The sequence below is a fragment of the Nitrosospira sp. NRS527 genome, from assembly GCF_018406445.1.
Taxonomy (GTDB): Bacteria; Pseudomonadota; Gammaproteobacteria; order Burkholderiales; family Nitrosomonadaceae; genus Nitrosospira; species Nitrosospira briensis.
In genome coordinates this window covers 2,276,144-2,302,356 of sequence record NZ_AP024515.1, presented here as the reverse complement: position 1 = coordinate 2,302,356, position 26,213 = coordinate 2,276,144, and the positions used below count along the sequence as shown (strand labels likewise).

Genomic DNA, 26,213 nt, shown 5'->3' with positions numbered 1-26,213 from the left:
ACGGCGCCGCCGTACCATATCAAATTAAATGGTGGAGGTTTTGGGGATAATCAGGCGTTTCCAGCAACCGGATTGATACCGGCGTATTTGCGCGATCTTTATATATGCTCCCCTGAGCGAAACCTCTAGCGTCCTTGCATTTTTCAGAATCTTGGCTATCGTTAATATGGCTGACCGTGCAATTATCGATGCGCAAACCTGGTGGCAGCTTGCGTTGGGCCGCAGCGTTTCGAGGAACGGGTCTTTCTAGAGGAGGCGAAGATGAAAAACAAATTAATCGTCTGGATCGCTGGATTCGGATTGGTAAGCGGAATTGCCGGTTGCTCCAGTATACCCACTGTCTTTACCGATATTGACGTTCCGGGGGCCGTATCCACTCATCCGCGTGGCATAAACAACGCCAGTTCGGCGGGATCCGCCTCCATTGTTGGGTACTATGTCGATAAAGCAGGAAATATCAATGGGTTCCAGCGGGATCCTCAAAGCAGCTTTGCCACACTTGTCATTGATGAAGCTATTGAGGTTAAGGTTTTCGACATTAATAATTCCGGCCCCGGCGAGATTGTGGGTACCGTTCGCGATGCATTCGGACAGCGTGCGTTTCTGCTGGATGGGGGTATTATATCCTTTCCCGGTAATCCCCCGATTCCCACTGCCTATGGCATTAACGATGGCGGGCTCATAGTCGGCACCTTCTCGGACATGGCGGGCAGGAATTACGGCTTTACCTTTCCGCCCGGCCCCGGCGGTCCCATCAGCGTATTCAACGACCTGTCGACGCAAACCTTCGGCATTAACAACACGCGAAGAATGACAGGAACACTACAGGAGGCCACGGGTGAGTTCAGCGCTTTTTATTTGTCGGGACCTGACATTGCGAGCGCCGAGCGCATCGTAATCCCGGGCGCTACCAGAAGCGATGCTTACGGCATCAACGATGCCGATGCGCCGGATGAGGTCAGGCACGTCGGAACCTATACCAAGGACGGGATCGACCGGGGATTTATATTTACGGAAGCGCGTGGCGTGGAAACATTTAACGTTCCGCGAGCAAAGCATACACGCGCGTTTGGCATCAATGACGCTGGAGAGATCGTAGGTGAATATGTTGATTCCTTCGACCATACCCATGGTTTTCTGGGAACCTTTCGTTGATCGGAACTATCCTTGGTTGCAGCTCTTTTGGACTGTGTAGTGGCGTGGCGTGAGAAGCTTCGAGCCGATGCGTAGCAGTACGGCTTGAAGCTATTTCGTTCCTGCCGTCGCCGTCGGCATTATTCCTGACGGCCGGAGGTAACGCCGGTCTTTTCGCTGCTGTTGAATATTGCCGGGTTTGGCTTGCCATTGACCGTCAGGAAACCTGCCAGCCCTTTCTCCATGCGCGACAACGCGTGGTCGACCAGTATGTATTGACCCGGATAATCCACCTTGAACTCCACTATGGTGGCGCCGCCAGGCGGGACAAGCGTGGTTTGTACGTCGGTTAGTCGCGGACTGGTCAGCGAAGCATGATCATATACTTTATCGAACACCTCCCCGATGACGTGAAAACTCGAGGTTAGATTGGGACCACCCACGCCGAAGTATATCCGCACATTTTCGCCCACGTTTGCTTTCATTTTGTACGTTTTTGTGAGGGCATCCATGGTTCCATTGAACATAAGGTGACCCGGATTCTCGGCGAGAAGCTTTTCGAGCGAAAACTCATGCAAGCCTGGGGCGCCATGCCGTTGCGCGGTGTAGAGCTCGCCCTGCATTACGTAGAATTCCCTGTCGACCTCCGGCATACCGCCTTCCGGTTCAACCAGAATCATTCCATACATGCCATTTGCGATGTGCTGAGCGACCATGGGAGTCGCACAATGATAAACGAATAGTCCCGGGTGCAGTGCCTCGAAAGTGAAGCTCTTGTGCTGACCAGGCGCAACCTGGGTGACTGCTGCGCCTCCGCCCGGACCCGTAACCGCGTGAAAATCTATCGAATGGATATGGGCGCTGTCTTTTGCATTGCGCAGCTTGACGGTAACTGTGTCGCCCATCCTTATGCGCACAAATGGGCCCGGCACCTTGTTGTTGAAGGTCCAGTATTTATAGGTGCTGCCATCCGAGAGGCGACCCTCGATCTCAGTGGACTCGAGATCCAGCATCACGTGTTTTGGCCCGCGGTTACCGACAGGTTCGCCTACCGCATAGGGATCCTGTGCAACATCTATTGCATTGCTTTTTGCCTGCTCCTCCGGGGTACCCACGATGAGTTGGCCGAACATGCCGGCGGCCTTATGGCCAGGCAGCGTGCAGAGGTATTCAAACTTGCCGGTGCGCGTTGCACGGAATACTATCGTAGTGGCTGCGCCTTTTGCCGTGATATTGCCGGACTTCGCACTGAATTCAGGAATGGCGATGTCGTGGACGGCGCCGTCGCCATTGATCAGGTTGATCTGGACAACCGCGCCTTCGGGTACTTTCAGATCGGGGTTGATCTTGCTCGCAATGGCATCGGTTTCACCGATAAAGACCAGTTTGCCGTCCGCGATGTCGGTGCGTAAGGTAAAGGTAACATCGGGCGTGTAGGTGACGGCATCGCCATGATTGTGTTCGGCGGCAAACGATAGCGAACTGAAGCTCGATATACAAATCGTCGCCAACAGAAAAATCAATGCCCGCATGCTTTCTCTTTTGAAAAGTTAGACATTATGCAGTACCCGTACTGTGGGGTGCTTCCATGAAGCTCGCCTTCCCGGTAAGAATACCTGCTTTAATCAGAACTGTATATCCGTCCGGTATGTCAAATGGCATGAGTAATTGATCGGGTGCTATCGGATGTTTTGCCCGGACCTGATTCCCTGGATTTAGGATTTATATGGTCAAGCTGATTTCGGCAGGCGCAACTGACATCGGACTGTTACGCAACAATAATGAGGATGCTTACCTGGTCATGCCTGAAGCTGGGCTTTTTGCAATCTCGGACGGGATGGGCGGCGCCGCGGCGGGTGAAATTGCCAGTCGTTATTTTATTGAAACAGCGCAAGCTGTTTTTCGCAACCGTGCTCCTTCTTTAAGGGAATCAGACCATGAACTTGCCCGAAAAGTCTTCAGGTGTTCAAATGAACGGATATTCGACCATGCCGCACAGTATCCCGATGACGAAGGGATGGGATGTACCGGCGATCTTCTCGTGTTTGATGGGGACAGATATGTTATCGGTCACGTCGGAGACAGCAGAATCTATTTGCTGAGGGATGGCATCTTGCGGCAGTTGACCAAAGACCACTCCCTGGTGCAGCGCCTGGTGGACAATGGAACACTGACGCCGGAGGAAGCGAAACATCACCCGCGGAAAAACATCATCCTGCAAGCGCTTGGGATCGATCCATCGGTGTCGTTCGATATTCTGGCAGGCGCGGGACTCAGCCATGACATTTTTCTGCTGTGTACGGATGGGCTAACGGATATGGTCGCGGATTCAGCGATCCAGGAGATCCTGCTTTCCTCGATATCGATCCAGCACAAGGTCAAAGAGCTGATCGCGGCGGCTATTGCTGCAGGGGGAAGAGATAATGTCACGGTAATACTATGTGAAGTAAATATCGATCAGGATTCAGCGGATTCATCCATTAAGCAAGACGGCAATCACGCCGATTGATGATATTGGCATATAACCGGACAATTCGATAGGGATAACCCTATGGGAAGTTCGGTGTTCATGTTAGCTCATTCGAAACTGCCGCCTTCTTCATGCAACGTCGCTAAACGAATAGGATATACTTGGTTTTCCGCGTTACTGGAGAGGCCATGAAAATCCACGAATACCAGGCTAAACAGATTTTGCGGGAATTTGGCGTTAGCACGCCCCTGGGAATCGGTTGTGTTAGTGTTGAGGAAGCGGTCGAGGCTGCCAGAAAGCTGGGTGGTGGCGTGTGGGCGGTTAAAGCACAGATTCACGCCGGCGGGCGTGGCAAGGGGGGTGGCGTAAAAGTAGCCAGGTCGCTTGATGAGGTAAAGCAGTTCGCTGAAAAAATACTGGGTATGACGCTGGTTACGCATCAGACCGGCCCGCGCGGCCAGATTGTCCGGCGTCTTCTGGTAGAGCAGGGGATTGATACCCGAAGAGAGTTTTATATCGGCCTGGTGGTTGATCGAAGTAGCCGGCGCGTGTGCCTGATGGCCAGTTCCGAAGGAGGAATGGATATCGAGGAGGTCGCGACCAGGAACCCGGAAAAGATTCACAAGGTGTTGATCGATCCGATCATCGGGCTAACCGCCCAGGAGGCTGGCGACATTGCCGGCAAGATCGGGATCGCGGAAACAGCAGTGGAAGAAGCACGGGCTCTTTTACAGAGCTTGTACCAGGCCTATGACAGCACGGACGCCTCATTGGTCGAAATCAACCCGTTGATTCTTACCGCCGAGGATCATATCGTCGCGCTCGACGCGAAAATGAGTTTCGACGACAACGCGCTCTTCCGCCACCCTGATATTGCTGGCCTGCGGGATCTGGACGAGGAAGACCCGGCGGAGATCGAGGCATCCCAGCATGGTCTCTCCTATATCTCCCTGGACGGCAACATCGGTTGCCTGGTTAACGGCGCGGGTCTGGCGATGGCAACCATGGATATCATCAAGCTCTACGGCGGAAATCCGGCCAACTTTCTGGATGTCGGCGGGGGCGCTACCGCCGAAAAGGTGGCGGAAGCATTCAAGCTGATGTTACGCAACCCCAAGCTGCAAGCCATACTCGTAAACATATTTGGTGGCATCATGAAGTGCGATGTGATCGCGGAAGGCGTGGTGGCGGCGGCGCGGGAGCTGAAGCTGAATGTTCCGCTGGTGGTGCGCCTCGAAGGAACCAATGTGGATCTGGGCAAAAAAATCCTGAGTGAATCCGGATTGCGGATAATTTCCGCAGGGAATATGGCGGACGCTGCGGAGAAGGCTGTCATGGCCGCACAGTCGACGGCGCCGGCAACAGAATTTGCAACAAAAGGGGTGTAGTATGGCTATCCTCATCGACCGCCATACCCGTGTCATGACTCAGGGTATTACCGGTAAAACCGGGCAGTTTCATACTCGCATGTGCCGGGATTATGCCTACGGAAAAAATTGTTTTGTCGCGGGCGTGAATCCGAAGAAAGCAGGCGAGGATTTCGAAGGCATTCCAGTTTTTGCTACCGTCCGGGAAGCAAAACAGGCAACCGGCGCGACGGTTTCCGTTATTTACGTGCCACCGCCATTCGCCGCCGCCGCTATTGACGAGGCCATGGACGCGGAGCTGGACTTGGTAATCTGCATTACAGAGGGTATTCCGGTCCGCGACATGCTGCGCACCTGCCACAAGATGCAGGGGCGGAAAACCCGGCTGATCGGCCCCAACTGTCCGGGCATTATTACACCCGGCGAAATCAAGATTGGCATCATGCCGGGTTACATTCATAAGCAAGGACGCGTGGGCGTGGTATCGCGTTCCGGCACGCTCACTTATGAAGCTGTGGCGCAACTGATGGAGCAGGGATTGGGCCAGTCCACCTGTATCGGCATTGGCGGTGACCCGGTGAATGGGCTGAAGCACCTTGATGTAATGAAATTGTTCAATAACGACGATGACACCGATGCGGTTTTGATGGTGGGTGAGATCGGCGGCTCCGATGAGGAAGATTGCGCCCGTTGGGTCAAGGAGCATATGAAGAAACCATTGGTGGGCTTTATTGCAGGTGTTACCGCGCCGCAGGGCAAGCGCATGGGGCATGCCGGCGCGGTCATCTCCGGTGGTAAGGGCACGGCACAGGAAAAGCTCGCCCTCATGGAAGAGTGCGGGATTAAAGTAACGCGAAATCCTGCCGAGATGGGCAAGTTGCTCAAATCAGTGTTGCGATGATATATAACCCGGATGTTTCATAAATTGACGCGCGCCCTTGCTGGTCTTTTGTTTCGTATGAAAATTTTGTTCAGTCGGGTGTATGAATAACTACGCCACTCTTTCACAAAATTTCCCTACAAAACAAAATCCTGCGCAATCATCACGCAAATTTATGAAACATCCGGATAAGAACGGAGTAGCAGAAACCTGTATGATTTTTTCGCAATGACCTTTTTCTCCTTGATTTCCGCTTTCCTGCTGGACCAGTGGCGTCCAGGCAGCGATCGCAATCGTTTCGTTTTGCTCTTTCTCTCCTATGCGGATTGGCTGGAGCAATATTTCAATACCGGCGCGCGCCGCCACGGCATAGCGGCCTGGATCGCCGCAATGACGCCGGTACTGATACTCTGGGGTTGGGTCTACTATTTATTGCATGGCCTTAACCCCTTGCTTGGGTGGGCGTGGAATGTAATTACGCTTTATCTCACCATGGGATTTCGCCAGTTCAGCTATTCATTCACCGAAATCAAGGATGCGCTCAAAAATGGGGATTTGCTCCTCGCTCGCAAGTTATTGAAGGAACTGCATGGAGTCAAAGCGGACAAGCTCGACAGCCAGGAAATCGCGCGGGTTACCATCGAGAGGGGGCTTGTCTATTCGCACCGTTATGTATTTGGGATTATTGTCTGCTTTGCCGTCCTGCCGGGACCGCTGGGCCCGGTGTTGTATCGCCTGGCGGAATTATTGGATGAACGTTGGAGTGACCGCCCGGATGCTTTTGGGGATTTTGCCGCAAAAGCATTCCAGATAATCGATTGGCTCCCGGCAAGGTTGACTGCGTTGAGCTTCGCCATTGCAGGTAATTTTGAGGATGCGGTTTATTGCTGGCGTGCGCAGGCGGCATCATGGGTAGACCAAAACCAGGGCATCATCCTCGCCAGTGGCGCGGGCGCCCTTGGGGTTTGCCTGGGTGATCCGTCGGAAGAAGCCGGTGGTACACATTATCGTCCTGAACTGGGTGTAGGCGAAGAAGCCGATGTGGATTTTCTGCAAAGTACGGTAGGCCTGGTCTGGCGTACCCTGGTGTTGTGGCTTCTGCTGCTTCTGATGCTCGACATTGCCGGTTGGGCAGGGTAAGAAAAAAGAGCCGGTTGCCAGATTGCATAAAAACAACATTGCTGATGCATTGAAGTAATGCCGAACCAATTCTTAAGCCAATTCCCGAGGTTTTCATGACGAATCCGTTATTAATTGCCCGTTCTGACCATGCGATCGGGTTGCTACCCAATTTCGCCAATCGGCATGGGCTGATTACCGGCGCGACTGGTACCGGCAAAACCGTCACCCTGCAGGTGTTGGCCGAGCGATTCTCGTCAATCGGGGTGCCGGTATTCATGGCTGATGTCAAAGGAGACCTGACGGGCCTTTCCGCTCCAGGCGAAGGTTCGCCAAAACTGAGGGAACGGCTTTCGCATCTCCAACTTGATGAGCCGCAATGGGAGGCATGTCCGGTTACATTCTGGGACGTCTACGGAAAAGCAGGTCATCCCGTCCGTACAACGATTTCGGATATGGGGCCGCTGTTGCTTGGGCGGTTATTCAACCTGAACGACACGCAGCAGGGCGTGCTGACAATGGTGTTCAAGATAGCGGATGACAGCGGACTACTGCTGCTTGACATAAAGGATCTGCGCGCGATGTTGCAATTCATCGGCACAAACGCGAAGAATTTCACTGTCCAGTATGGCAACGTTTCAGCGGCCTCGATAGGGGCCATTCAGCGCGCATTGCTGGAGATCGAGCAACAAGGAGGAGACAACTTCTTCAGCGAGCCGATGCTCGACATAAGCGACTTGATACAGACCGACAGCAATGGGCGTGGCACGATCAATATTCTTGCCGCCGAAAAACTGATGAACTCGCCCAAGTTGTATTCAACCTTTCTACTGTGGATATTATCAGAGCTGTTCGAGCACCTTCCCGAAGTTGGCGATGAAGGGAAGCCGAAGCTGGTGTTTTTCTTCGACGAGGCCCATTTGCTGTTCAGCGAAGCGCCCAGGGCATTGCTGGAGAAAATTGAGCAGGTGGTGAGATTGATACGCTCCAAGGGAGTAGGGGTATATTTTATCACGCAGAGTCCGCTGGATATCCCCGAAAGCGTTTTAGGCCAGCTTGGCAATCGAGTGCAGCACGCATTGCGCGCGTTTACCCCGAGAGACCAGAAGACAGTCAGGTCCGCAGCCCAAACCATGCGCGCCAATCCGAATTTTGATACCGAAAAGGTAATCACCGAGCTTGCTGTCGGCGAAGCTTTGGTGTCGTTTCTGGACGAGAAGGGCCGTCCCACCATGGTTGAGCGTGCGTTTATTTTGCCGCCGGCATCGAGAATAGGCCCCATTACCGATGCGGAGCGTGCGGCCATCATCAGATCGTCGGTTATTTTCGGTCATTACGAGCAGATAGTGGATCGCGAATCGGCATACGAGATTATCAGGAGCCGTACAGCCATAAAACAGAATGCCGAGAGTGAGGCAGATCCACAGCCGGCCAGGACGGGCTCAACGGATGCCGGCGGAGGCGTGATGGATATGCTGGGCGATATGCTGCTCGGCAAGACAGGTCCGCGCGGGGGCCGTCACCCCGGCATTCTCGATACGCTTGCCAAAAGCGCAGCTCGCTCTGCTGGCTCGCAGGTCGGCCGCGAGATCTTTCGAGGTGTTTTGGGTGGTATCTTCGGGGGTGGGCGCAGGCGTTGACGATTACAACCGTGTCCCGGATCTCCTGAATTGCCGAAAGCAGGTTCGGTTCAGCATGGCGTAGCCCGGTAGTTGCTCGATGCAAAGACTCCCTCGAAGATAACGGCAAGAATACGATATTCTGTCTGCGTTATGTATCATGTCCCTTTCAATTAAAGGAGAGCGGGCGATGCGTTTGATCGCGGCGGTTTTTCTGGTTACGACATTCGCAGGCTGTGCGGCCACGGGACAGAGCGAGCGCCCGCCGGGACCCATGCCTGCGACCACGCGGCCCGTCTATAACCTCACCGGTTACTCGCCAGCTTTCAAGGACGGCTATATCGATGGCTGCGAGACTGCAAAAAAAACGCGTTTCGGGCTCAAGAACAAAAATCGGTTTTCTGCCGATACCCAATACAGGCTGGGATGGAACGACGGCTTTAGCATTTGCGGGGGCAAGCAGTAGAGCCGAATGCCGTGAAATTGTCGGCAATCCGTACCCCGGTAACGCGATCGATGTGGCTGGGATATAATAGCGTTTTTTGCCGCTATCAATGAGACGTTTACTTCCTCTATTGCTGTGCGTGTGGGCCTTACCTGCTACGGCACAGCAGGCTCAGCTTTCCACGGCCCCGCAGGCCTTATCGGTGGCTGCCAAATCCTATATTCTCACCGATTTTCAAAGCGGGCAGACTTTGTTCGGTCAGAATGTTCACGAGCGTGTCGAGCCCGCGTCGCTTACAAAGCTGATGACAGCGTATGTGGTTTTCTCCGCGCTCCACCAGAAACGCATCACCCTGACGCAGAGCGTGGCGGTGTCGGAGCAAGCCTGGCGCGCACAGGGTTCCCGCATGTTTATCGAACCCAGCAGGACGGTAACGGTTGATGAATTAATGCGCGGCGTGATCGTTCAATCCGGCAACGATGCCTGCATAGCGTTGGCCGAAGCTGTCTCGGGCTCGGAGAGTGCCTTCGTACAGATAATGAACAAGGAGGCGAGCCGTTTGGGCATGAAAAATACCCGGTTCGCCAATTCAACCGGTTTGCCGCATTCCGAGCATTACAGCACGGCTTACGATCTCTCTCTGCTGGCGGCTGCCATGATCAGGGATTTTCCTGAATACTATCCGCTTTATTCCCTGCGTGAATATACATACAACAAAATCACTCAGGCTAATCGTAACCGTCTGCTGTGGCTTGATCCCAACGTGGACGGACTGAAAACCGGACATACTGAAGCTGCGGGCTATTGCCTTATTACGTCAGCGAAGCGTGGCGAGCGGCGGCTGATTTCGGTAGTGATGGGAACGGCCTCCGATAGTGCGCGCGCCATGGAAAGCCAGCGTATGCTGAATCATGGCTTCCAGTTCTACGACACCGTCCGGCTGTATCCGAAGGAGAAGGAGGTGATAGCCATCCAGTTGTGGAAAGGCGCGCAGGACAAACTCAAGACAGGTTTCGGGTATGATGTTTATTTCGCGCTCCCCAGATATCAGGCCGATAAGCTGAAAGCCAGGGTGGAATATAAACAGCCTCTGGTTGCTCCCATCACTGCAGGACAAAAAGTGGGCAGGGCGAAATTTACGCTCGATGGCAAACCCATAGCCGAACATCCGCTGGTGGCGTTGGAAACGGTGAATTCCGCGAATATTTTTGGCCGCGCCTGGGATAGTATGCGGTTGATCTTTAATTAGCGCTGGACGAGTGCGCTTCGCAGCAGATTTTACGAACAAGGCTCATCATGATTTATCTGAACGGTGATTTCATGCCTATCGAGGAAGCCCGTGTTCCTGTGCTGGACAGGGGCTTCATTTTTGGCGATGGTGTATATGAAGTAATTCCTGTTTATTCTCGCAAAGCTTTTCGCCTGACCGAGCATCTGCTCCGCTTGCAGCACAGCCTTGATGGGATTCGGCTGCAAAACCCGCATTCGGACAGCGAATGGAGCAGCTTGCTGGAGCAAATCATCGCTGGCAATGAACATGACGATCAGTACGTCTACTTGCATGTTACGCGCGGTGTCGCGCGGCGGGATCATGCCTTTCCAAAAGGGGTGGTGCCCACCGTGTTCATCATGAGTAATCCATTGCTGGCGCCGCCGGCGGAATTGCTTGCTGCCGGCGTTGCCGCTATCACAGCCAATGACAACCGATGGTTACGTTGCGACATCAAGGCGATTTCACTGTTACCCAACGTATTGCTGCGCCAGATGGCCGTTGATGCGGGCGCAATGGAAACAGTGCTGTTGCGGGAGGGTTTTATGACCGAGGGGGCAGCCAGCAACATTTTTGTGGCAAAAAATGGTGTTCTGCTGGCTCCGCCGAAAAATCATCTCATGCTGCCGGGCATTACTTATGACGTCGTGCTTGAGTTGGCGGCGGTCGAAAAAATTCAGTATGAAGTGCGAGCAATTTCTGAATATGAAGTACGTACCGCCCAGGAACTTTTGCTTACCTCCTCGACTAAAGAAATCATGCCGATCACCCGCCTCGACGGTAAACCAGTAGGCGAGGGGAAACCGGGCGCGATGTTCGCATTACTGTACCGGCTCTATCAGCACTATAAGCACAATGTGATGCGAGGCAACCTTCCAATATCCTAGGAAGCCGTAACCTATGAGCTCGTCCGAGCAAACCACGCTAATCGAATACCCTTGTGATTTTCCCATTAAAATCATAGGGCGCGTCGGGTCTTTGCCGGGTTCACTCCCCAATGCGGCATCGCTGGAACATGGCCGGCAGGAGTTTACTCAGGCAGTACTGATGATCGTAAAATGCCACGCGCCCGATTATGATGAGGCGAATCTGGAGGTCAGGATCAGCAAGAAAAATACCTATCTGAGCCTCACCTGCACGATACGTGCCGTTTCCCGCGAACAACTGGATGCGCTATATCGGGAACTATGCGATCATCCGTCGGTATTAATGGTACTTTAACGAGGCCGCGCGTTCTGGAAACCCCGAATACTTTTTCGAGCATGCATCCCCCACGACTTGAACCGGGAAGCTCAAACATTAAAATCAGATATGCCGGCCTGACGGATTACCTTTCCACCTGGCAAGCGATGAAGGACTTTACCGGTTCTCGTACGAAAAATACGCCTGATGAAATCTGGTTGCTGCAACATCCGCCGGTTTACACTCAAGGTGTGGCAGGTAGGCCGGAACACCTGCTGCATAACGATGGTATTCTCGTCATTCGGACAGATCGCGGCGGCCAGATCACCTACCATGGTCCTGGTCAAATTGTCGCCTACCTGCTGCTGGATATGCGCCGCCTCAAACTTGGCGTGCGCGAACTGGTCAGGAAAATCGAAAGTGCGGTGATAGACTTGCTATGGGACTATCGCATAGACGCAGTAGGTCGCACGGATGCGCCCGGTGTGTATGTGGAGGGCGCAAAAATCGCAGCGTTGGGGCTAAAAATAAAAAACGGTTGTTGTTATCACGGATTATCTCTCAACGTCGACATGGATCTGGTTCCATTTGCGGCGATCAATCCGTGTGGTTATTCGGGATTACGGGTAACTCAAACCAGAGATCTTGGCGTAACCGATGGATTGGAAACCCTGTGCGGGAAGCTCGCCGAAAAATTACAGGCCAGACTCGCAGGCATGGAGAATTCGATATTTCAGGCACAAGCTAACGCGTGACAATAGATGCGGAAAATGTTCGTGCAGCATTTGATTTACATGCAGGAAGTAATTTATAGCGCCAGAATCCAGAGGCGGAATGCATACCGGAAACTTGTAATGGATATCCGCCGGATGTGCGCTTTTTATGTACCCTACCAAGAGGAATAATTCGTTTTATCCATGACAACCGAAACTCGCCAGAAAGGTGCGGCCAAGACCGCGCGTAATCCCGTCAAAATTCTGCCGCAATCCGCCGACGAAGTGTTGCGTAAACCCTCATGGATACGGGTACGCTCATCCAATAGTCAAGAGTTCTACGAGGTTAAACGTATTCTGCGGGAACAGAAGCTGCACACCGTTTGTGAGGAAGCGTCCTGTCCCAACATCGGCGAGTGTTTCGGCAAAGGCACCGCGACATTCATGATCCTGGGTGATCTCTGTACTCGCCGTTGCCCGTTCTGCGATGTGGCGCATGGTAAGCCGCTGGCACCGGATGCGCAGGAGCCTCTGCACCTGGCGCAATCCATCGCCGCCATGAAGCTGAAATACGTCGTCATCACCAGCGTCGATCGCGATGATCTGCGTGATGGTGGCGCTCAGCATTTTGTAGATTGCATACGTGAGGTCAGGGCCCATTCGCCGCGGACAAAAATAGAAATCCTCGTACCGGACTTCCGCGGCCGGTTGGAAGTTGCCCTGGAAAAATTGTTTGCCTGTCCTCCGGACGTGTTGAACCATAATCTGGAAACTGTTCCGCGGCTCTATCGGCAGTGCCGCCCGGGCGCCGATTACGCACATTCGCTCAAATTACTGAAAGACTTCAAGGTTAAATTTCCGGATATTCCGACCAAATCCGGCTTGATGCTGGGTTTAGGGGAAACCGACGACGAGATTCTTGAGGTAATGCGCGATTTACGCGAACACGATGTTGAGATGCTCACCATCGGCCAATATCTGCAACCCAGCATTGGACATTTACCCGTATTACGCTACGTATCGCCGGAAGGATTCAAGGAACTGGAACGCGCCGCCATTGAAATGGGTTTCAGCAATGCGGCGTGTGGCCCCATGGTACGCTCCAGCTACCATGCCGACCAGCAGGCGCATGAGGCCGGTATCCGATAACCGATAATTCCACGGTGCTTTTTTGTAAACGACCGGGGTACTTTTACGGCCAGCAAGCAGCGCGCACCCAACAGGAGTTGCCAAATGCGTACCATCACTGTATTTATTATCTGGCTTGTCGTTTTTATTCCCGCCTGTGCTACGGGAAACGGTCCCGTTTCCGACGAAGATACGACGAGTGCGCTGAAGCAAGCACTCACTCAGAGTGCGGATGTGGCAGTGGACAAGCTCGGGGTAGCGGATGGGTTTCTCAGTAACCCCAAGGTTAAAATACCGCTGCCCGGGGCGCTGCAGAAAGTGGAGGGCATCATGCGCACTCTGGGCATGAGTAAATATGCCGACGGCTTGATCGTGACCATGAATCATGCGGCGGAGACAGCAGCAGCCGAAGCCAGGCCGCTGCTGATGGACGCGGTGCAAAAGATGTCCGTGAAAGATGCCAGAGCCATATTGACTGGTGGTGACGACGCGGCAACACAGTATTTTCGTACAACGACTTCAGACGCGTTGTCTCAAAAATTTTTGCCGATCGTAAAAAATGCAACGGATCAGGTAGGATTGATCAAGAAATACAACGAATTCGCGGGAAAGGGCGCGAAATTGGGTTTGATTGGGGAAAAGGACGCGAATATTGAAAACTACGTTACCCAAAAAACGCTGGACGGGCTCTATCTGATGATGGCGGAGGAGGAACGCGCCATCCGCAGCGACCCGATGGGCCAGAGCAGTAAGTTACTCCAGCGAGTGTTTGGGCCGCTGAAATAATTCAGTCTTGTAGAAGATTACCGAAAATTATTTTAAAAAGATCTTTTGCGTTTCAATCCGCCAGGCTTTTTCGACGTCCAGGTTTTCAGGACGTCACGATATTCTTTTCCTCCGGCAGTTCCTCGACAAGCCAGCCAAGCAGATCCCCGATCAGCTTATCGCTCGCTTCCGTTAACGCCCGCACTGCGCCCGCGGCGTTGGGCGCATGTGCCATCTGCTCGATATGGAAACTACGTTGCGCCGCCAGCGAACGCGTACCACGGTTGATGAGGCTGGCGCGCAATTTTACCACCGCCCGGCTTTGGTCGGCGGTGTCGAATACCTGGGTAAATTCTTCGAGTTCCACGCGCAAAATATAATCTGTCTGCACGCTATCGTCGGCGCTCATCACTCCGCCATCGCTGATCCCGGCAATTCGACTCCTGATCCACTGGGTGAGCAATGTTGCGGGAGGGGAAGCCCAACGGTTGCTGGCGTAGACATAAGCTTGCGCAGGATCATGATATGCCAGACGATAATGAATCGCTGTGCTGTCCAGCCAGGCTGGCGCTGCTGCTTCCGCCACCAGCAGACTTGCCTGTAGCCGTACATTGCCCGATGCGTCGGCATTATTGGCTGGGGTCGTAAACTGTTGCAAGCCGAAATCATATATCGCCGTGGGTGTTTGCGTCCGAGGTGCGACGCATCCGGTGAGCGTTACCATTGCCAGAATCAGGATTTTTTTCATTTCAATTTCCCCCAGGAGATACGAAACCATCTTCTCCCGGGCCGGGAGGCGGCGGCGATCTGCCAAACAGAAGACTCCCGGGTTGCTCTTCCAGTTGCAGAAGAACACGATCCACGTTGCGGGAGTTGCGCGTGATTCCTTCAGCCACGCCATGCAGTTTATGCATGGTGCCGGTAAGCTCGTCGGCCGTTTGAGAAAGGCTGTCGATAGCCCCCCCCTGCTGATTCAATTTGGTTGTGATCTGGTTCAGCCCGATTACCAGTTGGTCAGTATGATGCAGTACGGAGCTTGCATCGGCGGCCAACCCCGGCAATTTCCTGACCCCGGGTTCGAGTTGCGTGATGAGGCGGCGCATCTGGCCGGTCGCCCCCTCCGTATTTTCCAGTATGCGTGTAAACCGTGCCCGATTCTGATCGTCAAAAACGAGATTCAGCCGCTCCACCAGCCCGTTGGCATTGCTGAGCAGGCGCTGCGCGGAAGTGGTTATGCTATCCAGCTCGGAGGGGCGAAAGGGAATCTGTGCCAGATTGTCCGAATCCGTTTTCAGCCTCTCCGCTTCGCCGCCTTCGTCATTCAATTGCACAAACGCAAGGCCTGTCAGTCCCTGATAACCAAGCTGCGCATATGCATTTTTGGTCAGCGGGAGATCCTTGTCTACGGCAATACGGATAAGAATGGTATGGGAATTATTTGGATCCAGACGGATATCCTCCACTTTGCCCACAGTTAATCCACGGTAACGTACCGTTGCCTGGGAGTTGAGCCCGGTAATGGGAAACGCCGAAACCAGCAAGTATTTATCACGCGTCAGTGTGTCGCCACTTAACCACATGGCCACGGCGGCTATGGCTGCACCCAGAAAAATTACGAATAAACCCGCCACAAGGGCATGGGCACGGTTTTCCATAATAATCCCCTATAAATTATTGCGATTATTTTCCAGTATCTTCTTGCCACGCTCACCGCAGAAAAATTTTGTAATAAATGGGTGCCTCGTATTGATCACCTCCCGAAGCGTTCCAAGCGCCACCATGCGCTGCTCATCCAGGGCCGCCACGCGGTCGGAAAGTGCGACCAGCGTTTCCACATCATGCGTTGCCATGACGATGGTCAGCGTCAATTCAGTGCGCAACGTCTGGATCAGCTTGACGAAACCATCGCTCAGCTCAGGGTCAAGCCCCGCGGTAGGCTCGTCCAGAAACAGCAATTCGGGATCCAGTGCCATGGCCCGTGCCAGCGCGATGCGTTTGATCATGCCGCCGGAAAGCTCGGCTGGCATTCTGATCGCATGTTTTGTGTCGATTTCCACCATTTTAAGTTTGAGCATAACCAGGTTACGTATCATGTCCTCGTCAAGTGTCCGCAACTCGCGCATGGGCAATGCAATATTGTCATATACCGATAATGCGCTGAATAAGGCGCCTTTCTGAAACAATACCCCGCAGCGGTTGCGCATATATTGCAGCTGTTCGTGCCGTCGACCATGCACGGGCTCGCCAAAAATCCTGACTGTACCTTGCGCGGGTGTTTCCAGGCCCAGCATCTGTCGTATCAAAGCGGTCTTGCCGCTGCCCGAGCCGCCAACCAGTGTAAGGACCTCGCCGCGACGTACGCACAGGTTAATGTTTTCATGCACTACATGCGTGCCGAAACGGGTATACAGTCCTTCAACCGCGATAACGTAGTTTCCATTCGTCATCAATTATCGCCTTACCTTATTCCAACATTGGAAAAAACGACAGCAAAAATCGCATCGATAATAATAACAACGGTAATCGACGTGACGACTGAATTCGTCGTTCCTTCGCCCAGGCTTTCCGTATTGGATTTGATTCTCAGGCCGAAATGACAGGAGATTAGCGCGATCGCCATGCCGCACACAACGCCTTTGCCCAGCCCCAGCCACAAATTGGCAATGGCCACCACATCAGGAAGCTTGCTTAAGAAAAACTGATAGCCAAGCCCTAGCTGGATCTCGGCAGCTACCATTCCCCCTATCAAAGCGATGGCGCTCGTCCATAACACTACGAGTGGCATCGCGATACCCAGTGCCATGACTTTGGGCAGCACCAGGCGCAGACTGTGAGGTATACCCATCACAGTCAGCGCATCAAGCTCCTCGGTAACCCTCATGACGCCCAGTTGCGCGGTCATGGATGAACCGGAGCGTCCTGCGACCAATATTGCGGCCAGCACCGGGCCGAGCTCGCGAACGATGCTGATGCCAAGAATATTGATGATGAATATGTCCGCGCCAAACATCTGCAATTGTTTGGAAGAAAGATAGCTCAGCACGATACCGATGAGAAATCCTACCAGCGCGGTGATACCCAACGCCTGGGCGCCGGTGCGATACAGGTTCGCGGATATTTCACGCCAGGGGATCCGTGCAGGATGGCGGGTGAGGTAAATCGCGTCCAGCAATAATTGGCCGGATAGAATGATGAGGCCGGTCAAATGCTCCCACAGCAGAAAAACTGCATTTCCGAGGACTGTAATCGGCCACAGTAAATCGCGCGGCACAGGCGCGGGCGGGGCGGGTATTTTTTCCAGTCGATCAAAAAGTCTTTCATGCTCGCGCCGCAGCCGCAAATGCCGAGGGCGTTGATTGCCCCAGGCTCGCCACAGCAGAACCGCACCTGCGTCATCCATTTGCCGGACTCCGGTGAGGTCCCAGCGTAGCTCCGGATCGGCTGCTTCATTGTCAAGTTCGGCGGATAGCGGCTGAAGCCATTTTCCAAGGGCCGTCAGAGTGCAGTTCCCCGTGAGCATTAAACGTGGCGCGCCATCCTCACCGGTTACGCGGCGCAATACTATCGACGAATTGCTGCCCTCATTCTCCGGCATGGTGACTGTCCTTGGACAATGCTAATGATAGAATATCGGGCTTGCGCAGCCCTGCTTATTGTTTCCTATTCTAGCCCTTTGTAAAAGCAAAGCGAATCGTTCGTCCGCATGAATCCGTTATCTGAACTTTGCAAGTGGGCGCCGGTAAAGTACTCTGGGTTTTCAGTTCATTTGCCAGTGCATCATGACGAAAAGATCACAGGCGATCATCCGACGCTCTTCTCCAGAATAGTAATTCTATTACCATGATACGACGCCAATGCGATAGATGCCGAAAATTCTTACACTAATATTTACACTGTTCGGATTGTGTGTATAACCCACTGTTTTATTTTAGCTATAGCAGCTGGCATAGAAAATGCTTAGATAGAGCGAGACATCAAGTCGGCAGGTAATGCGAAGGTTCGCCACGCATCTGACAAGGCCGGTCAATCTGGCTGGATTTTTTTTTTGGCAGCACAGCAGTAAAGAAGTGAAGGGGGGCACCTAACAACAATAACAATAATTCAACAATAATAACAATCGCATAATCAGGGTTTGGAGTGAATTTCAGTAATGAGATCGTACTCTGACTCTGATTATTTTTTTGCCTCATCACTGTCCTGAAGCGGATAGCATGGCGGAAATATTGTTTTCCGTGTCAGGCCTCGCTTTGGGAGCGAGATACGCAACAGTCCGAAACCCCTTTGACTAGGCAGTCTTCATTAATGCTGATGATGGGGGGATTGCGTTTCCTGCCCCGTCGAATGCTCCTTCAGGCGAATCTGATAGCTGGCGTGGCACGCATTGCATGTTTGCATCGCTTTACTCATTTGCCGTAGGGTATGCTTGGGATCTTGCATAGACTCTGCGTCGGCAGCGATCTGATCGAAGGCCTTGTGGACCGACATGCCCATCTGCATGAATTCCTTCGGCAATACAGCCTTGAGATGATCTTCGCCTTTATGCGCCATCCCGACACCAAGCGAGCGTGCCTCTCGCGCCACCACGATCATATTCTCTTCAGAAAGCGCATCCAGGATATTCTGCGTTCCCGATAACAGGGCGCGCATTTCCGTGAGCACGTGATCCCGTTGATGCTCGGTAAGCGGAAGGATTCGACGCGTATCAACCTCATTCCCGGTTGCAGTAGAGGCGATAAGGATCAGTGCAATGGCAAGAATATTTCTCAAAATTCATCTCCGGTAGCGTATAAGATTCGACCCAGCGAATGATGGCTGAGTTTTACCAGGTTTTTAACACGCAAAAAACCGATTAACCTGAATCCGCCCATCGCGAATTCACCAGGAAGGTGAAGCTTGCGAAGTACGAAAGAGGTACGAAAAATCCTTTTTGGTTGTGGCGTTCAGTTAACAAGTGAGCTGAAAAACGAGCGGTCAACTGCCGGATTCAGGATGATGTATTTACTGCTTTCGCCCGTAAATCATGCTCATCGGAGCCGATAATCTCAACCTCCATAAACTCACCGGGCTTCACATTTTTTGCGTTATCGATGTAAACCACGCCGTCGATTTCAGGCGCATCCGCCGTGCTCCGGGCGACGGCCTTATTTTTCTGTACCTCGTCCACCAGTACAGTCATATGTTTTCCGATTTTCCGCGCGAGGCGCGCTGTGCTGATATTTTCCTGTACCGCCATGAAGCGGGCGCGCCGTTCTTCTTTTATCTCTTCCGGAATATGGCCGGGTAGCGTGTTCGCCACGGCACCCTCCACCGGAGAGTAGGCAAAGCAGCCGACGCGATCCAGTTGCGCTTCTTGGAGAAACTCCAGAAGCTGTTCGAACTCCCCTTCAGTCTCACCGGGAAAGCCGACGATGAAGGTGCTGCGCAGCGTGATATCCGGGCATACCTCACGCCACTGCCTGACACGCTCCAGGTTGTTTTCAGCACTGGCAGGACGTTTCATGGCCTTTAAAATGCGCGGGCTGGCATGCTGAAACGGTACGTCGAGGTAGGGAAGGATTCTCCCCTCGGCCATCAGAGGGATCACTTCATCGACGTGCGGGTAGGGATACACGTAATGCAACCGTACCCAAACGCCAAATTCGCCCAACGCGCGAACCAGTTCGGTCATGCGGGTCTTCAGCGGCCTGCCTTGCCAGAAGCCGGTGCGGTATTTCATATCCACGCCATAAGCGCTGGTATCCTGCGAAATTATCAGTAATTCCTTTACGCCTGCATTGACCAGATTCTCCGCTTCCTGCATGACCTGGTTGATGGGGCGGCTGACCAGATCGCCGCGCATGGAAGGAATGATGCAGAAGGTGCAACGATGATTGCAACCTTCCGATATCTTGACATACGCATAGTGCCTGGGCGTGAGCTTTATTCCCTGCGGGGGAATCAGGCTGGTGTAAGGATCGTGCGGTTGCGGTAGATGCATGTGTACCGCTGCCATGACTTCCGGCAGAGCATGGGGACCGGTAACCGCCAGCACCTGCGGATGGGCTTGTTTTACCACCTCGCCGCCGCCTTTGGCGCCGAGGCAGCCGGTAACGATAACTTTGCCATTTTCCGCCAGCGCCTCGCCGATGGCATCCAGCGATTCTTCTACTGCGCTGTCGATGAAGCCGCAGGTATTGACGACCACCAGATCGGCGTCTTCGTACGTAGAGGAAGTTTCATAGCCTTCCGCGCGCAGTTGAGTAAGGATTTGCTCGGAATCCACCAGCGCCTTGGGACAACCAAGCGAGACAAAGCCGATTTTGGGGGGAGGTTGCTTGAGAGCTGCCATGTGAGGGATTTCTAAGAATAAATGAAATTCGAGATAAACAGGAAAAACAGTCGGAAGAATTATGTCCACGCCGGAAGGTCGGCATCAAGACTTTCCAAATATTTACAAATTATGCCGGGTGAGTGAAGAGGCTGCCAGCCAGCCAAATGGAGCTGATACCCAGCGTGATGAGTGCGACCTGCTGGACAGTCGCGCCGATTTCCGGGCGCTTATGCAAACCGGGGATCAGGTCCGACATTGCCACATAAATCATGCTGGCCGAAGCCAGTCCCAGCAGCGAGGGGATGAAGTGGTTCATGTCTTGCAACATGAAATAGGTCGACAATCCCCCGAGCAAAGTGGCGGCGCTGGAAAAAAGATTAAAGAGAAGTGCCTGCCGGCGAGTATAGCCCGAATTGAGCAGAATCAGAAAATCACCGGCTTCCTGCGGGATTTCGTGGGCAATGATGGCAATGGATGTAACAATGCCCAATTGCACATCCGCCATAAATGCCGCGGCAATGAGTATGCCGTCGACAAAATTGTGAAACGTATCGCCCAGCATGATCATCATACCGCTACGGCCATGATCATGCTGATCATGGCTCGGTGCTGCAACGATGGCAGCGCCGGGCAGAAGATCATGGGCCTCGCATTCTTCCGCATGGCAGTGGCGCCACAATACCAGCTTTTCCAGAATGAAGAATAACAGGATACCGAACAGCACCGTGCCGGTCATCTGCGCCGGATTTTTTGAAAGCTCGAGCGCCTCCGGCAGCGCATTGAGAAAAGCGGCCCCCAGCAGCGCGCCGATAGCATATGAGACCAGCATTTGCACCCACGAGGCGCGGGTATTAAGCGTCAGCGCGGCGGCGAACAGCACGCTTAACATACCGCCGAAAAGGCTGGTGACTATGATCCAGGCAAGAATGGACATTTACTGCGATTCGTGAAAAATGCGGGATTATACGCTTTTGCAAGACGTGAATTCAGGCGATAGCGCGGCAGGGCTGCAACGAACTTGCGATGGCATATTCATAATCCGCTTCAGCCGCGCTTCCTTGGCGCTCCAACGCTGACCTACTGCTCCAGCCAGATCAGTCCCGCCATGCGTCCGGTCTTGCCATCGCGACGATAAGAAAAAAATCTCGCCGGGTTACTAAAGGTGCATTCTCCGCCACCGTAAATTTCGGCTACGCCGGCGTCCGTTAGTCGCTGTCGCGCCAGCAGGAAAAGATCGGCTAACCATTTGCCATTATTGCGGGAAATGAAGGCGAAAGCGGATGTTTCATCACGTTCGATAAAGGCCTTGCGTACCTCTTCACCGACCTCGAAATGATCGGGTCCGATTGCCGGGCCAAGCCAGGCCATGAGCGGACTGTTCAACGTACCTATCGCCGATACCGTGCGTTCGATAATCCCCTCGGCCATTCCGCGCCAGCCGGCATGAATTACGGCAACCATGGTGCCTGCGCGGTCGCACAATAGTACCGGCAGACAATCTGCCACGAGTACCGCGCAGACAACTCCCGGGCGCCGGCTGAACGCTGCATCGCTCTCACATGAGGATGTGCAATCATGCTCATCAAAGTCTATTGATTCCGTGCCGTGCACCTGTTTGAGCCATCCGGGTTCGCCTGGCAAAAACCGGCGTAGCAGGGCGCGGTTTTGTTTGACGATTAATGGATCATCGCCAACATGGTCGCCCAGGTTGAGGCTGGCATAAGGTGCACTGCTGCCCCCGCCATTACGCGTGGTGAACAGCGCTTTGACATTGCTCGGCGCGGGCCAGTCAGGGGTGATCCAATCGTTCATACCGCTCGTGAATTGATCATTGGTGTTGCCGCAGCTTCAGTAGGAGGTTGCTCATGTCCTCGGGCAATGGCGCCTCCCAGCCCATCCTCATGCCACTTTGTGGATGGGTGAGTTCCAGTTTTTGCGCATGCAGTGCCTGCCTCGAAAAACCAATCAGCCGCATGGCCTCTAGAATGCTTTTTTTGGGCTTTCCGCCATACACGGGGTCACCCATAAGTGGATAACCGATGGAGTGCATATGCACGCGAATCTGGTGGGTGCGTCCGGTTTCCAGGCTGCACTGGAGCAAAGTGCTTTCGTCGAATTTTTCCTGTACGCGGTAATGGGTGCGCGCTTCTTTGCCGCTCGCAATCACAGCCATTTTCGTCCGCTGTACCGGATGCCGTCCTACCGGGGCATCGACCCATCCCCCCACCGACACCTGGCCCAGCACCAGTGCCAGGTAATCGCGCGTTACAGTATGCTTTTGCAGTTGCCGCACCAGACTGGTCTGGGCTTCAAGCGTTTTCGCCACGACCAGCAGGCCGCTGGTATCCTTATCCAACCGGTGAACAATGCCGGCGCGGGGTATTGCGGCCAGTTGCGCGGCGTGATGCAACAGCGCGTTCAGCATGGTTCCCTGCCAATTACCGCTGCCAGGGTGAACTACCAGCCCGGCTGGCTTGTTGATGACAATCAGTTCGTCATCCTCATAGGCGATATCCAGCAAGATAGCCTCGGCCGCGTGGCTGGTTTCGATGGAGCAATGCGCCGGCTTGACCTCGATCTTTTCTCCACCCCACACTTTTTGTCTTGGAATAGCATCTCTACCATCAACACTGATACGTTTTTCCCGTATCCATGCCTGCAGGCGGTTGCGAGACCAATCAGGCAGCAATTGCGCCAGAACCTGGTCAAGCCGCGCTCCGGCAAAATGCCGGGGGATTATCAGCTCGATCGTGGTTTCAGCCGATTCAGACCGTATGGGCTTTGCGCTATAATGGCCAAATCCATTTTTGGTTTCCAAATAACTCATCATGTCACGTAGTGTAGCTTTATTTCTGGTGTTGCTGCTATCCGCATGCGGGCTGTTGTCCAAAGAGGTGAAGGACTCCAAGAATTGGTCCGCAAGCAAGTACTACTCTGAAGCAAAATCGGAATTGAATGAAGGGAATTATGGAGGCGCCATCAAGCTATTCGAAGCGCTGGAGGCACGTTATCCCTACGGCCGCTTTGCGCAGCAGGCGCAGCTTGAAGTCGCGTATGCCTATTATAAAGATGGTGAACAGGCCACGGCTATTGCGGCTGCCGACCGCTTTATCAAGCTTCATCCCAATCATACCAATGTCGATTATGCGTATTACCTCAAGGGCCTGTCGAATTTCAACGATGATCTCGGATTGATGGGCATCGTGTCGGAAAAAATTCTCAATCAGGATATGAGCGAGCGTGATCCGAAAGCGTCACGCGAATCATTTGAAAATTTCAAGGAATTAGTGTCCCGTTATCCCAAAAGCAAATACGCGGCCGATGCGGTACAGCGAATGAAGCATCTGGTTAATGTGGTGGCTTTGAATGAAGTCCAGGTGGCACGTTATTACATCAAGCGGGGCGGTTACGTTGCCGCTGCCAACCGTGCTCAATATGCGCTGAAGGAATACCCGCAGACTCCGGCCACGGAAGAAGCGTTATTCATCATGATGAAATCGTACGATGCGCTGGGTATGACCGATTTGCGTGATGATGCGCATCGCGTGATGAAAAAAAATTTCCCCGATAGCCGATTCTTCGAGGATTCAACTGGAAAAAGCGCTGAACCCTGGTGGAGATTCTGGTAATACCAGGCATAGACGGCAGGCGGACAGTCCTGGATATTTCCTTTAAATCCGACAGGCTGTTAGCCTAACGGGTTAAACGCCACATCCTCCGATGGGCGTTCGTGCGCGGCTTCGTCCTGCAAACGAATTGCCAGGACGTCGCATCCGGCATGATGCAGCACACTGCTTGCTGTTGATCCCAGCAATAAGGCAAGGCCATGACGGCCATGCGACCCCACGATGATTAGATCGATATGCTCCCGCTCGGCAATCCGTACAATCTCCTGTCCAGGCACGCCCCAAACCATCCATCGACGGGCTGGATCCACATTCAGTTGGTTACCGACCTGCTTCAGCTTGAATTTTTCCGCCTCCAGCAATTCATATGTTGAATATTCATCCAGGGCAATTTCGGTTCCATACGCTGTATCGGGCATGGGTATATCATCCAGCACATGAATCATGCTCAATTTGGCGTGGAACAGTGCTGCTAAATAGCCTGCTTTCCGCGCGACATGGTTTCCGTGCTCCGAAAAATCCACAGCGAGTAAAATATGCCGATAGTTTCCATTATTCATGGTGCGGGCCGGGGGGAGAGAAAAACTACATTAAAATTGGTCAAACGGTTGCAATACCCGGAATAGCATGATGCGGATTTGGATTATTGAAAGTATAATCGCTGGTAACCCGAGTAGCTGATCAGCGTGAAGTTCCAGGTTCTTCATAAGCAACGGCTTCGGGGGATTTGATCATCGTTCTTAAAATTTTCCACACATTATCCACAATTTTTTCTTGCGCCTGGGCACTTGGATGTATCCCGTCTGCCTGAAAAAATTCCCGTTTGTCGCCAAATCCCTCCAGCAGGAAAGGCACCAGTTTGAGCCCATGGCGTTTAGCCAGTTGCGGGTATATATCCTGAAACTTTTGCGTATAGGCTATGCCATAATTAGGCGGCAATTGCATCCCGGCCAGCAGTACCGCGGTTTTATTTCGCAAACACGCTTCAATGATGGCTTCGAGATCATCACGGATGGATTCGATAGGCGTCCCTCGCAACCCATCATTGCCACCAAGCTCGATGACTACGATGTCCGGTCGATGAGTCTTGATCGCTTGCACGATCCGATTTCGTCCTCCTGCCGCCGTTTCGCCACTGATGCTATTGTTGATCAGCGTTGCCTGCGATTTTGTTTGCAGCCGCCTCTTCAGCAGACTGACCCATCCCGCATTGTGCGGCAGGCCATAGCCAGCAGACAAGCTGTCCCCAAATACCATGATAGTAGTGGTTCCGGCTGTGGTCGCAGGCTCCGGCGGTGCTGCCGCGCCTGAGCCGGCAACTCCGATACTTGACAGGATATACAGAATAACCAGGAAATTTTTCATGACAGATAATTTTATTGTGCGGCCTATTGTGCAGGCAATCGGGTTGACCAAGCAAGTAAGTACGGGCAGTGAACAGCTTACCATTCTGGAGAATATCCATCTGGAGATAAATGCAGGTGATTCGGTTGCTGTGGTGGGGGCGTCAGGCTCGGGCAAGTCGACACTGCTGGGGCTGCTCGCAGGATTAGATACGCCTTCCAGCGGTAAGGTTCATCTTTACGGAGAAGATATTTTTTTATTGGATGAAGATGCGCGAGCGGCGCTGCGTGGGCGCATGCTGGGGTTCGTATTCCAGTCATTCCAGTTACTACCTGCCTTGACCGCAGTTGAAAACGTGATGCTGCCGCTGGAGCTGATCGGTACAGGCAATGCAGAGGCTGCCGCGCTGAAGCTGCTTGAACGAGTCGGCCTCGGAATGCGCCTGACGCACTACCCGCGGCAACTCTCCGGCGGTGAGCAACAGCGTGTCGCTATTGCACGCGCCTTCGTGACGCAACCGCAATTGTTGCTGGCTGATGAGCCGACCGGTAACCTCGACTCCACCACAGGGGCGCAAATCATCGAGCTCATGTTTGAGCTGAATCGCGAGCGTGGCACCACTCTGGTTCTCGTGACGCATGACGAAGCTATTTCAAGCCGTTGCGCGTGGCGGATACGCCTGGCCGGGGGGAGGGTCGTGGATTGAGGGAATGTAGCAGGGCGCATGATTGGCGTAGGGAAACAATAATGGGGCTATGGCATACTGCTTCGCTTTTTGCTGCTGGTTCAATTGCAGGTAAGTGAGACATCGCCGATGGAAACTATTTCTCGAACAAAGCCT

Annotated in this window: 27 protein-coding genes; 15 read left to right on the top strand and 12 right to left on the bottom strand. The window is 53.3% G+C overall.

Annotation, left to right across the window (positions count from 1 at the left end):
* The first annotated feature begins 261 nt into the window (after positions 1-261).
* Complete coding sequence (locus tag KJS40_RS10350; protein WP_213537560.1) at positions 262-1,155, top strand: hypothetical protein; 894 nt, start codon at positions 262-264, stop codon at positions 1,153-1,155.
* 119 nt (positions 1,156-1,274) lie between these two features.
* On the opposite strand, the gene nirK is transcribed toward KJS40_RS10350, so the two are convergent.
* Positions 1,275-2,666: a copper-containing nitrite reductase gene (nirK, locus tag KJS40_RS10345; RefSeq protein ID WP_213537558.1), complete on the bottom strand. Its 1,392-nt coding sequence runs from the start codon at positions 2,664-2,666 to the stop codon at positions 1,275-1,277.
* Positions 2,667-2,860: 194 nt separating this feature from the next.
* Between nirK and KJS40_RS10340 the strand changes: the two genes are divergently transcribed.
* From KJS40_RS10340 to KJS40_RS10285, 12 genes are all read left to right on the top strand, one after another.
* Positions 2,861-3,643: a Stp1/IreP family PP2C-type Ser/Thr phosphatase gene (locus KJS40_RS10340; RefSeq protein ID WP_213537556.1), complete on the top strand. Its 783-nt coding sequence runs from the start codon at positions 2,861-2,863 to the stop codon at positions 3,641-3,643.
* Positions 3,644-3,792: 149 nt separating this feature from the next.
* On the top strand, positions 3,793-4,992 hold the full coding sequence (gene sucC / locus KJS40_RS10335; protein WP_213537554.1) for an ADP-forming succinate--CoA ligase subunit beta: 1,200 nt from the start codon (positions 3,793-3,795) through the stop codon (positions 4,990-4,992).
* Position 4,993: 1 nt separating this feature from the next.
* Positions 4,994-5,872: a succinate--CoA ligase subunit alpha gene (sucD, locus tag KJS40_RS10330; RefSeq protein ID WP_213537552.1), complete on the top strand. Its 879-nt coding sequence runs from the start codon at positions 4,994-4,996 to the stop codon at positions 5,870-5,872.
* Positions 5,873-6,079: 207 nt separating this feature from the next.
* Entirely contained in the window at positions 6,080-6,991 is a 912-nt protein-coding gene (locus KJS40_RS10325) for a CobD/CbiB family protein (RefSeq protein WP_213537550.1), read from the top strand.
* Positions 6,992-7,086: 95 nt separating this feature from the next.
* Entirely contained in the window at positions 7,087-8,610 is a 1,524-nt protein-coding gene (locus KJS40_RS10320; protein ID WP_213537548.1) for a helicase HerA-like C-terminal domain-containing protein, read from the top strand.
* Between the two features lie 169 nt (positions 8,611-8,779).
* Positions 8,780-9,055 (top strand): hypothetical protein, encoded by a 276-nt coding sequence (locus tag KJS40_RS10315; RefSeq protein WP_213537546.1) that lies wholly within the window; start codon positions 8,780-8,782, stop codon positions 9,053-9,055.
* Between the two features lie 88 nt (positions 9,056-9,143).
* On the top strand, positions 9,144-10,283 hold the full coding sequence (locus tag KJS40_RS10310) for a D-alanyl-D-alanine carboxypeptidase family protein (protein ID WP_213537545.1): 1,140 nt from the start codon (positions 9,144-9,146) through the stop codon (positions 10,281-10,283).
* A 47-nt stretch (positions 10,284-10,330) separates the two neighbouring features.
* On the top strand, positions 10,331-11,191 hold the full coding sequence (locus KJS40_RS10305) for a D-amino acid aminotransferase (protein WP_213537544.1): 861 nt from the start codon (positions 10,331-10,333) through the stop codon (positions 11,189-11,191).
* A 13-nt stretch (positions 11,192-11,204) separates the two neighbouring features.
* Positions 11,205-11,525, top strand: a complete 321-nt coding sequence (locus KJS40_RS10300) for a DUF493 domain-containing protein (protein ID WP_213537542.1) — start codon at positions 11,205-11,207, stop codon at positions 11,523-11,525.
* Between the two features lie 41 nt (positions 11,526-11,566).
* Entirely contained in the window at positions 11,567-12,241 is a 675-nt protein-coding gene (gene lipB, locus KJS40_RS10295) for a lipoyl(octanoyl) transferase LipB (RefSeq protein WP_213537541.1), read from the top strand.
* Between the two features lie 162 nt (positions 12,242-12,403).
* Complete coding sequence (lipA, locus tag KJS40_RS10290) at positions 12,404-13,348, top strand: lipoyl synthase (RefSeq protein WP_213537540.1); 945 nt, start codon at positions 12,404-12,406, stop codon at positions 13,346-13,348.
* Between the two features lie 84 nt (positions 13,349-13,432).
* On the top strand, positions 13,433-14,113 hold the full coding sequence (locus KJS40_RS10285; RefSeq protein ID WP_213537539.1) for a DUF4197 domain-containing protein: 681 nt from the start codon (positions 13,433-13,435) through the stop codon (positions 14,111-14,113).
* 85 nt (positions 14,114-14,198) lie between these two features.
* On the opposite strand, the gene KJS40_RS10280 is transcribed toward KJS40_RS10285, so the two are convergent.
* The 9 genes from KJS40_RS10280 to rluD form a co-directional block, all read right to left on the bottom strand.
* The gene (locus KJS40_RS10280; protein WP_213537538.1) at positions 14,199-14,840 is read right to left on the bottom strand and encodes an ABC-type transport auxiliary lipoprotein family protein; all 642 of its coding nucleotides are present in this window, start codon (positions 14,838-14,840) and stop codon (positions 14,199-14,201) included.
* A gap of 1 nt (position 14,841) precedes the next feature.
* On the bottom strand, positions 14,842-15,747 hold the full coding sequence (locus KJS40_RS10275) for an MlaD family protein (protein WP_213537536.1): 906 nt from the start codon (positions 15,745-15,747) through the stop codon (positions 14,842-14,844).
* Between the two features lie 9 nt (positions 15,748-15,756).
* A complete protein-coding gene (locus KJS40_RS10270; protein ID WP_213537534.1) occupies positions 15,757-16,539 on the bottom strand; it encodes an ATP-binding cassette domain-containing protein in 783 nt (260 codons plus the stop codon).
* A gap of 11 nt (positions 16,540-16,550) precedes the next feature.
* Positions 16,551-17,687, bottom strand: coding sequence for an ABC transporter permease (locus KJS40_RS10265; protein WP_213537532.1), 1,137 nt, complete (start codon positions 17,685-17,687; stop codon positions 16,551-16,553).
* Between the two features lie 704 nt (positions 17,688-18,391).
* The gene (locus tag KJS40_RS10260) at positions 18,392-18,859 is read right to left on the bottom strand and encodes a cytochrome c (RefSeq protein ID WP_213537530.1); all 468 of its coding nucleotides are present in this window, start codon (positions 18,857-18,859) and stop codon (positions 18,392-18,394) included.
* Positions 18,860-19,076: 217 nt separating this feature from the next.
* Positions 19,077-20,420, bottom strand: coding sequence for a 30S ribosomal protein S12 methylthiotransferase RimO (gene rimO / locus KJS40_RS10255; protein WP_213537528.1), 1,344 nt, complete (start codon positions 20,418-20,420; stop codon positions 19,077-19,079).
* A gap of 109 nt (positions 20,421-20,529) precedes the next feature.
* Positions 20,530-21,336, bottom strand: coding sequence for a ZIP family metal transporter (locus KJS40_RS10250; protein ID WP_213537526.1), 807 nt, complete (start codon positions 21,334-21,336; stop codon positions 20,530-20,532).
* A 143-nt stretch (positions 21,337-21,479) separates the two neighbouring features.
* Complete coding sequence (gene pgeF / locus KJS40_RS10245; protein WP_213537524.1) at positions 21,480-22,214, bottom strand: peptidoglycan editing factor PgeF; 735 nt, start codon at positions 22,212-22,214, stop codon at positions 21,480-21,482.
* A gap of 16 nt (positions 22,215-22,230) precedes the next feature.
* Complete coding sequence (gene rluD / locus KJS40_RS10240) at positions 22,231-23,232, bottom strand: 23S rRNA pseudouridine(1911/1915/1917) synthase RluD (protein ID WP_213537523.1); 1,002 nt, start codon at positions 23,230-23,232, stop codon at positions 22,231-22,233.
* Here rluD and KJS40_RS10235 point away from each other — a divergent pair.
* The gene (locus KJS40_RS10235; protein ID WP_213537521.1) at positions 23,231-24,031 is read left to right on the top strand and encodes an outer membrane protein assembly factor BamD; all 801 of its coding nucleotides are present in this window, start codon (positions 23,231-23,233) and stop codon (positions 24,029-24,031) included. The genes rluD and KJS40_RS10235 overlap by 2 nt on opposite strands.
* A gap of 59 nt (positions 24,032-24,090) precedes the next feature.
* Here KJS40_RS10235 and KJS40_RS10230 read toward each other — a convergent pair whose 3' ends face one another.
* Together KJS40_RS10230 and KJS40_RS10225 are read right to left on the bottom strand one after the other, a co-directional pair.
* Positions 24,091-24,588: a universal stress protein gene (locus tag KJS40_RS10230; protein WP_213537519.1), complete on the bottom strand. Its 498-nt coding sequence runs from the start codon at positions 24,586-24,588 to the stop codon at positions 24,091-24,093.
* 121 nt (positions 24,589-24,709) lie between these two features.
* Positions 24,710-25,393, bottom strand: coding sequence for an arylesterase (locus tag KJS40_RS10225; protein ID WP_213537517.1), 684 nt, complete (start codon positions 25,391-25,393; stop codon positions 24,710-24,712).
* Between KJS40_RS10225 and KJS40_RS10220 the strand changes: the two genes are divergently transcribed.
* The gene (locus KJS40_RS10220; RefSeq protein WP_025042042.1) at positions 25,392-26,078 is read left to right on the top strand and encodes an ABC transporter ATP-binding protein; all 687 of its coding nucleotides are present in this window, start codon (positions 25,392-25,394) and stop codon (positions 26,076-26,078) included. The two genes, KJS40_RS10225 and KJS40_RS10220, sit on opposite strands and share 2 nt — an antisense overlap.
* Positions 26,079-26,213: the final 135 nt, after the last annotated feature.

Coding starts and splice junctions, on each gene's coding strand:
- KJS40_RS10350 (WP_213537560.1), top strand. CDS start 262: ATGAAAAACAAATTAATCGTCTGGATCGCTGGATTCGGATTGGTAAGC.
- nirK (WP_213537558.1), bottom strand. CDS start 2,666: ATGCGGGCATTGATTTTTCTGTTGGCGACGATTTGTATATCGAGCTTC.
- KJS40_RS10340 (WP_213537556.1), top strand. CDS start 2,861: ATGGTCAAGCTGATTTCGGCAGGCGCAACTGACATCGGACTGTTACGC.
- sucC (WP_213537554.1), top strand. CDS start 3,793: ATGAAAATCCACGAATACCAGGCTAAACAGATTTTGCGGGAATTTGGC.
- sucD (WP_213537552.1), top strand. CDS start 4,994: ATGGCTATCCTCATCGACCGCCATACCCGTGTCATGACTCAGGGTATT.
- KJS40_RS10325 (WP_213537550.1), top strand. CDS start 6,080: ATGACCTTTTTCTCCTTGATTTCCGCTTTCCTGCTGGACCAGTGGCGT.
- KJS40_RS10320 (WP_213537548.1), top strand. CDS start 7,087: ATGACGAATCCGTTATTAATTGCCCGTTCTGACCATGCGATCGGGTTG.
- KJS40_RS10315 (WP_213537546.1), top strand. CDS start 8,780: ATGCGTTTGATCGCGGCGGTTTTTCTGGTTACGACATTCGCAGGCTGT.
- KJS40_RS10310 (WP_213537545.1), top strand. CDS start 9,144: ATGAGACGTTTACTTCCTCTATTGCTGTGCGTGTGGGCCTTACCTGCT.
- KJS40_RS10305 (WP_213537544.1), top strand. CDS start 10,331: ATGATTTATCTGAACGGTGATTTCATGCCTATCGAGGAAGCCCGTGTT.
- KJS40_RS10300 (WP_213537542.1), top strand. CDS start 11,205: ATGAGCTCGTCCGAGCAAACCACGCTAATCGAATACCCTTGTGATTTT.
- lipB (WP_213537541.1), top strand. CDS start 11,567: ATGCATCCCCCACGACTTGAACCGGGAAGCTCAAACATTAAAATCAGA.
- lipA (WP_213537540.1), top strand. CDS start 12,404: ATGACAACCGAAACTCGCCAGAAAGGTGCGGCCAAGACCGCGCGTAAT.
- KJS40_RS10285 (WP_213537539.1), top strand. CDS start 13,433: ATGCGTACCATCACTGTATTTATTATCTGGCTTGTCGTTTTTATTCCC.
- KJS40_RS10280 (WP_213537538.1), bottom strand. CDS start 14,840: ATGAAAAAAATCCTGATTCTGGCAATGGTAACGCTCACCGGATGCGTC.
- KJS40_RS10275 (WP_213537536.1), bottom strand. CDS start 15,747: ATGGAAAACCGTGCCCATGCCCTTGTGGCGGGTTTATTCGTAATTTTT.
- KJS40_RS10270 (WP_213537534.1), bottom strand. CDS start 16,539: ATGACGAATGGAAACTACGTTATCGCGGTTGAAGGACTGTATACCCGT.
- KJS40_RS10265 (WP_213537532.1), bottom strand. CDS start 17,687: ATGCCGGAGAATGAGGGCAGCAATTCGTCGATAGTATTGCGCCGCGTA.
- rimO (WP_213537528.1), bottom strand. CDS start 20,420: ATGGCAGCTCTCAAGCAACCTCCCCCCAAAATCGGCTTTGTCTCGCTT.
- KJS40_RS10250 (WP_213537526.1), bottom strand. CDS start 21,336: ATGTCCATTCTTGCCTGGATCATAGTCACCAGCCTTTTCGGCGGTATG.
- pgeF (WP_213537524.1), bottom strand. CDS start 22,214: ATGAACGATTGGATCACCCCTGACTGGCCCGCGCCGAGCAATGTCAAA.
- KJS40_RS10235 (WP_213537521.1), top strand. CDS start 23,231: ATGTCACGTAGTGTAGCTTTATTTCTGGTGTTGCTGCTATCCGCATGC.
- rluD (WP_213537523.1), bottom strand. CDS start 23,232: ATGATGAGTTATTTGGAAACCAAAAATGGATTTGGCCATTATAGCGCA.
- KJS40_RS10230 (WP_213537519.1), bottom strand. CDS start 24,588: ATGAATAATGGAAACTATCGGCATATTTTACTCGCTGTGGATTTTTCG.
- KJS40_RS10220 (WP_025042042.1), top strand. CDS start 25,392: ATGACAGATAATTTTATTGTGCGGCCTATTGTGCAGGCAATCGGGTTG.
- KJS40_RS10225 (WP_213537517.1), bottom strand. CDS start 25,393: ATGAAAAATTTCCTGGTTATTCTGTATATCCTGTCAAGTATCGGAGTT.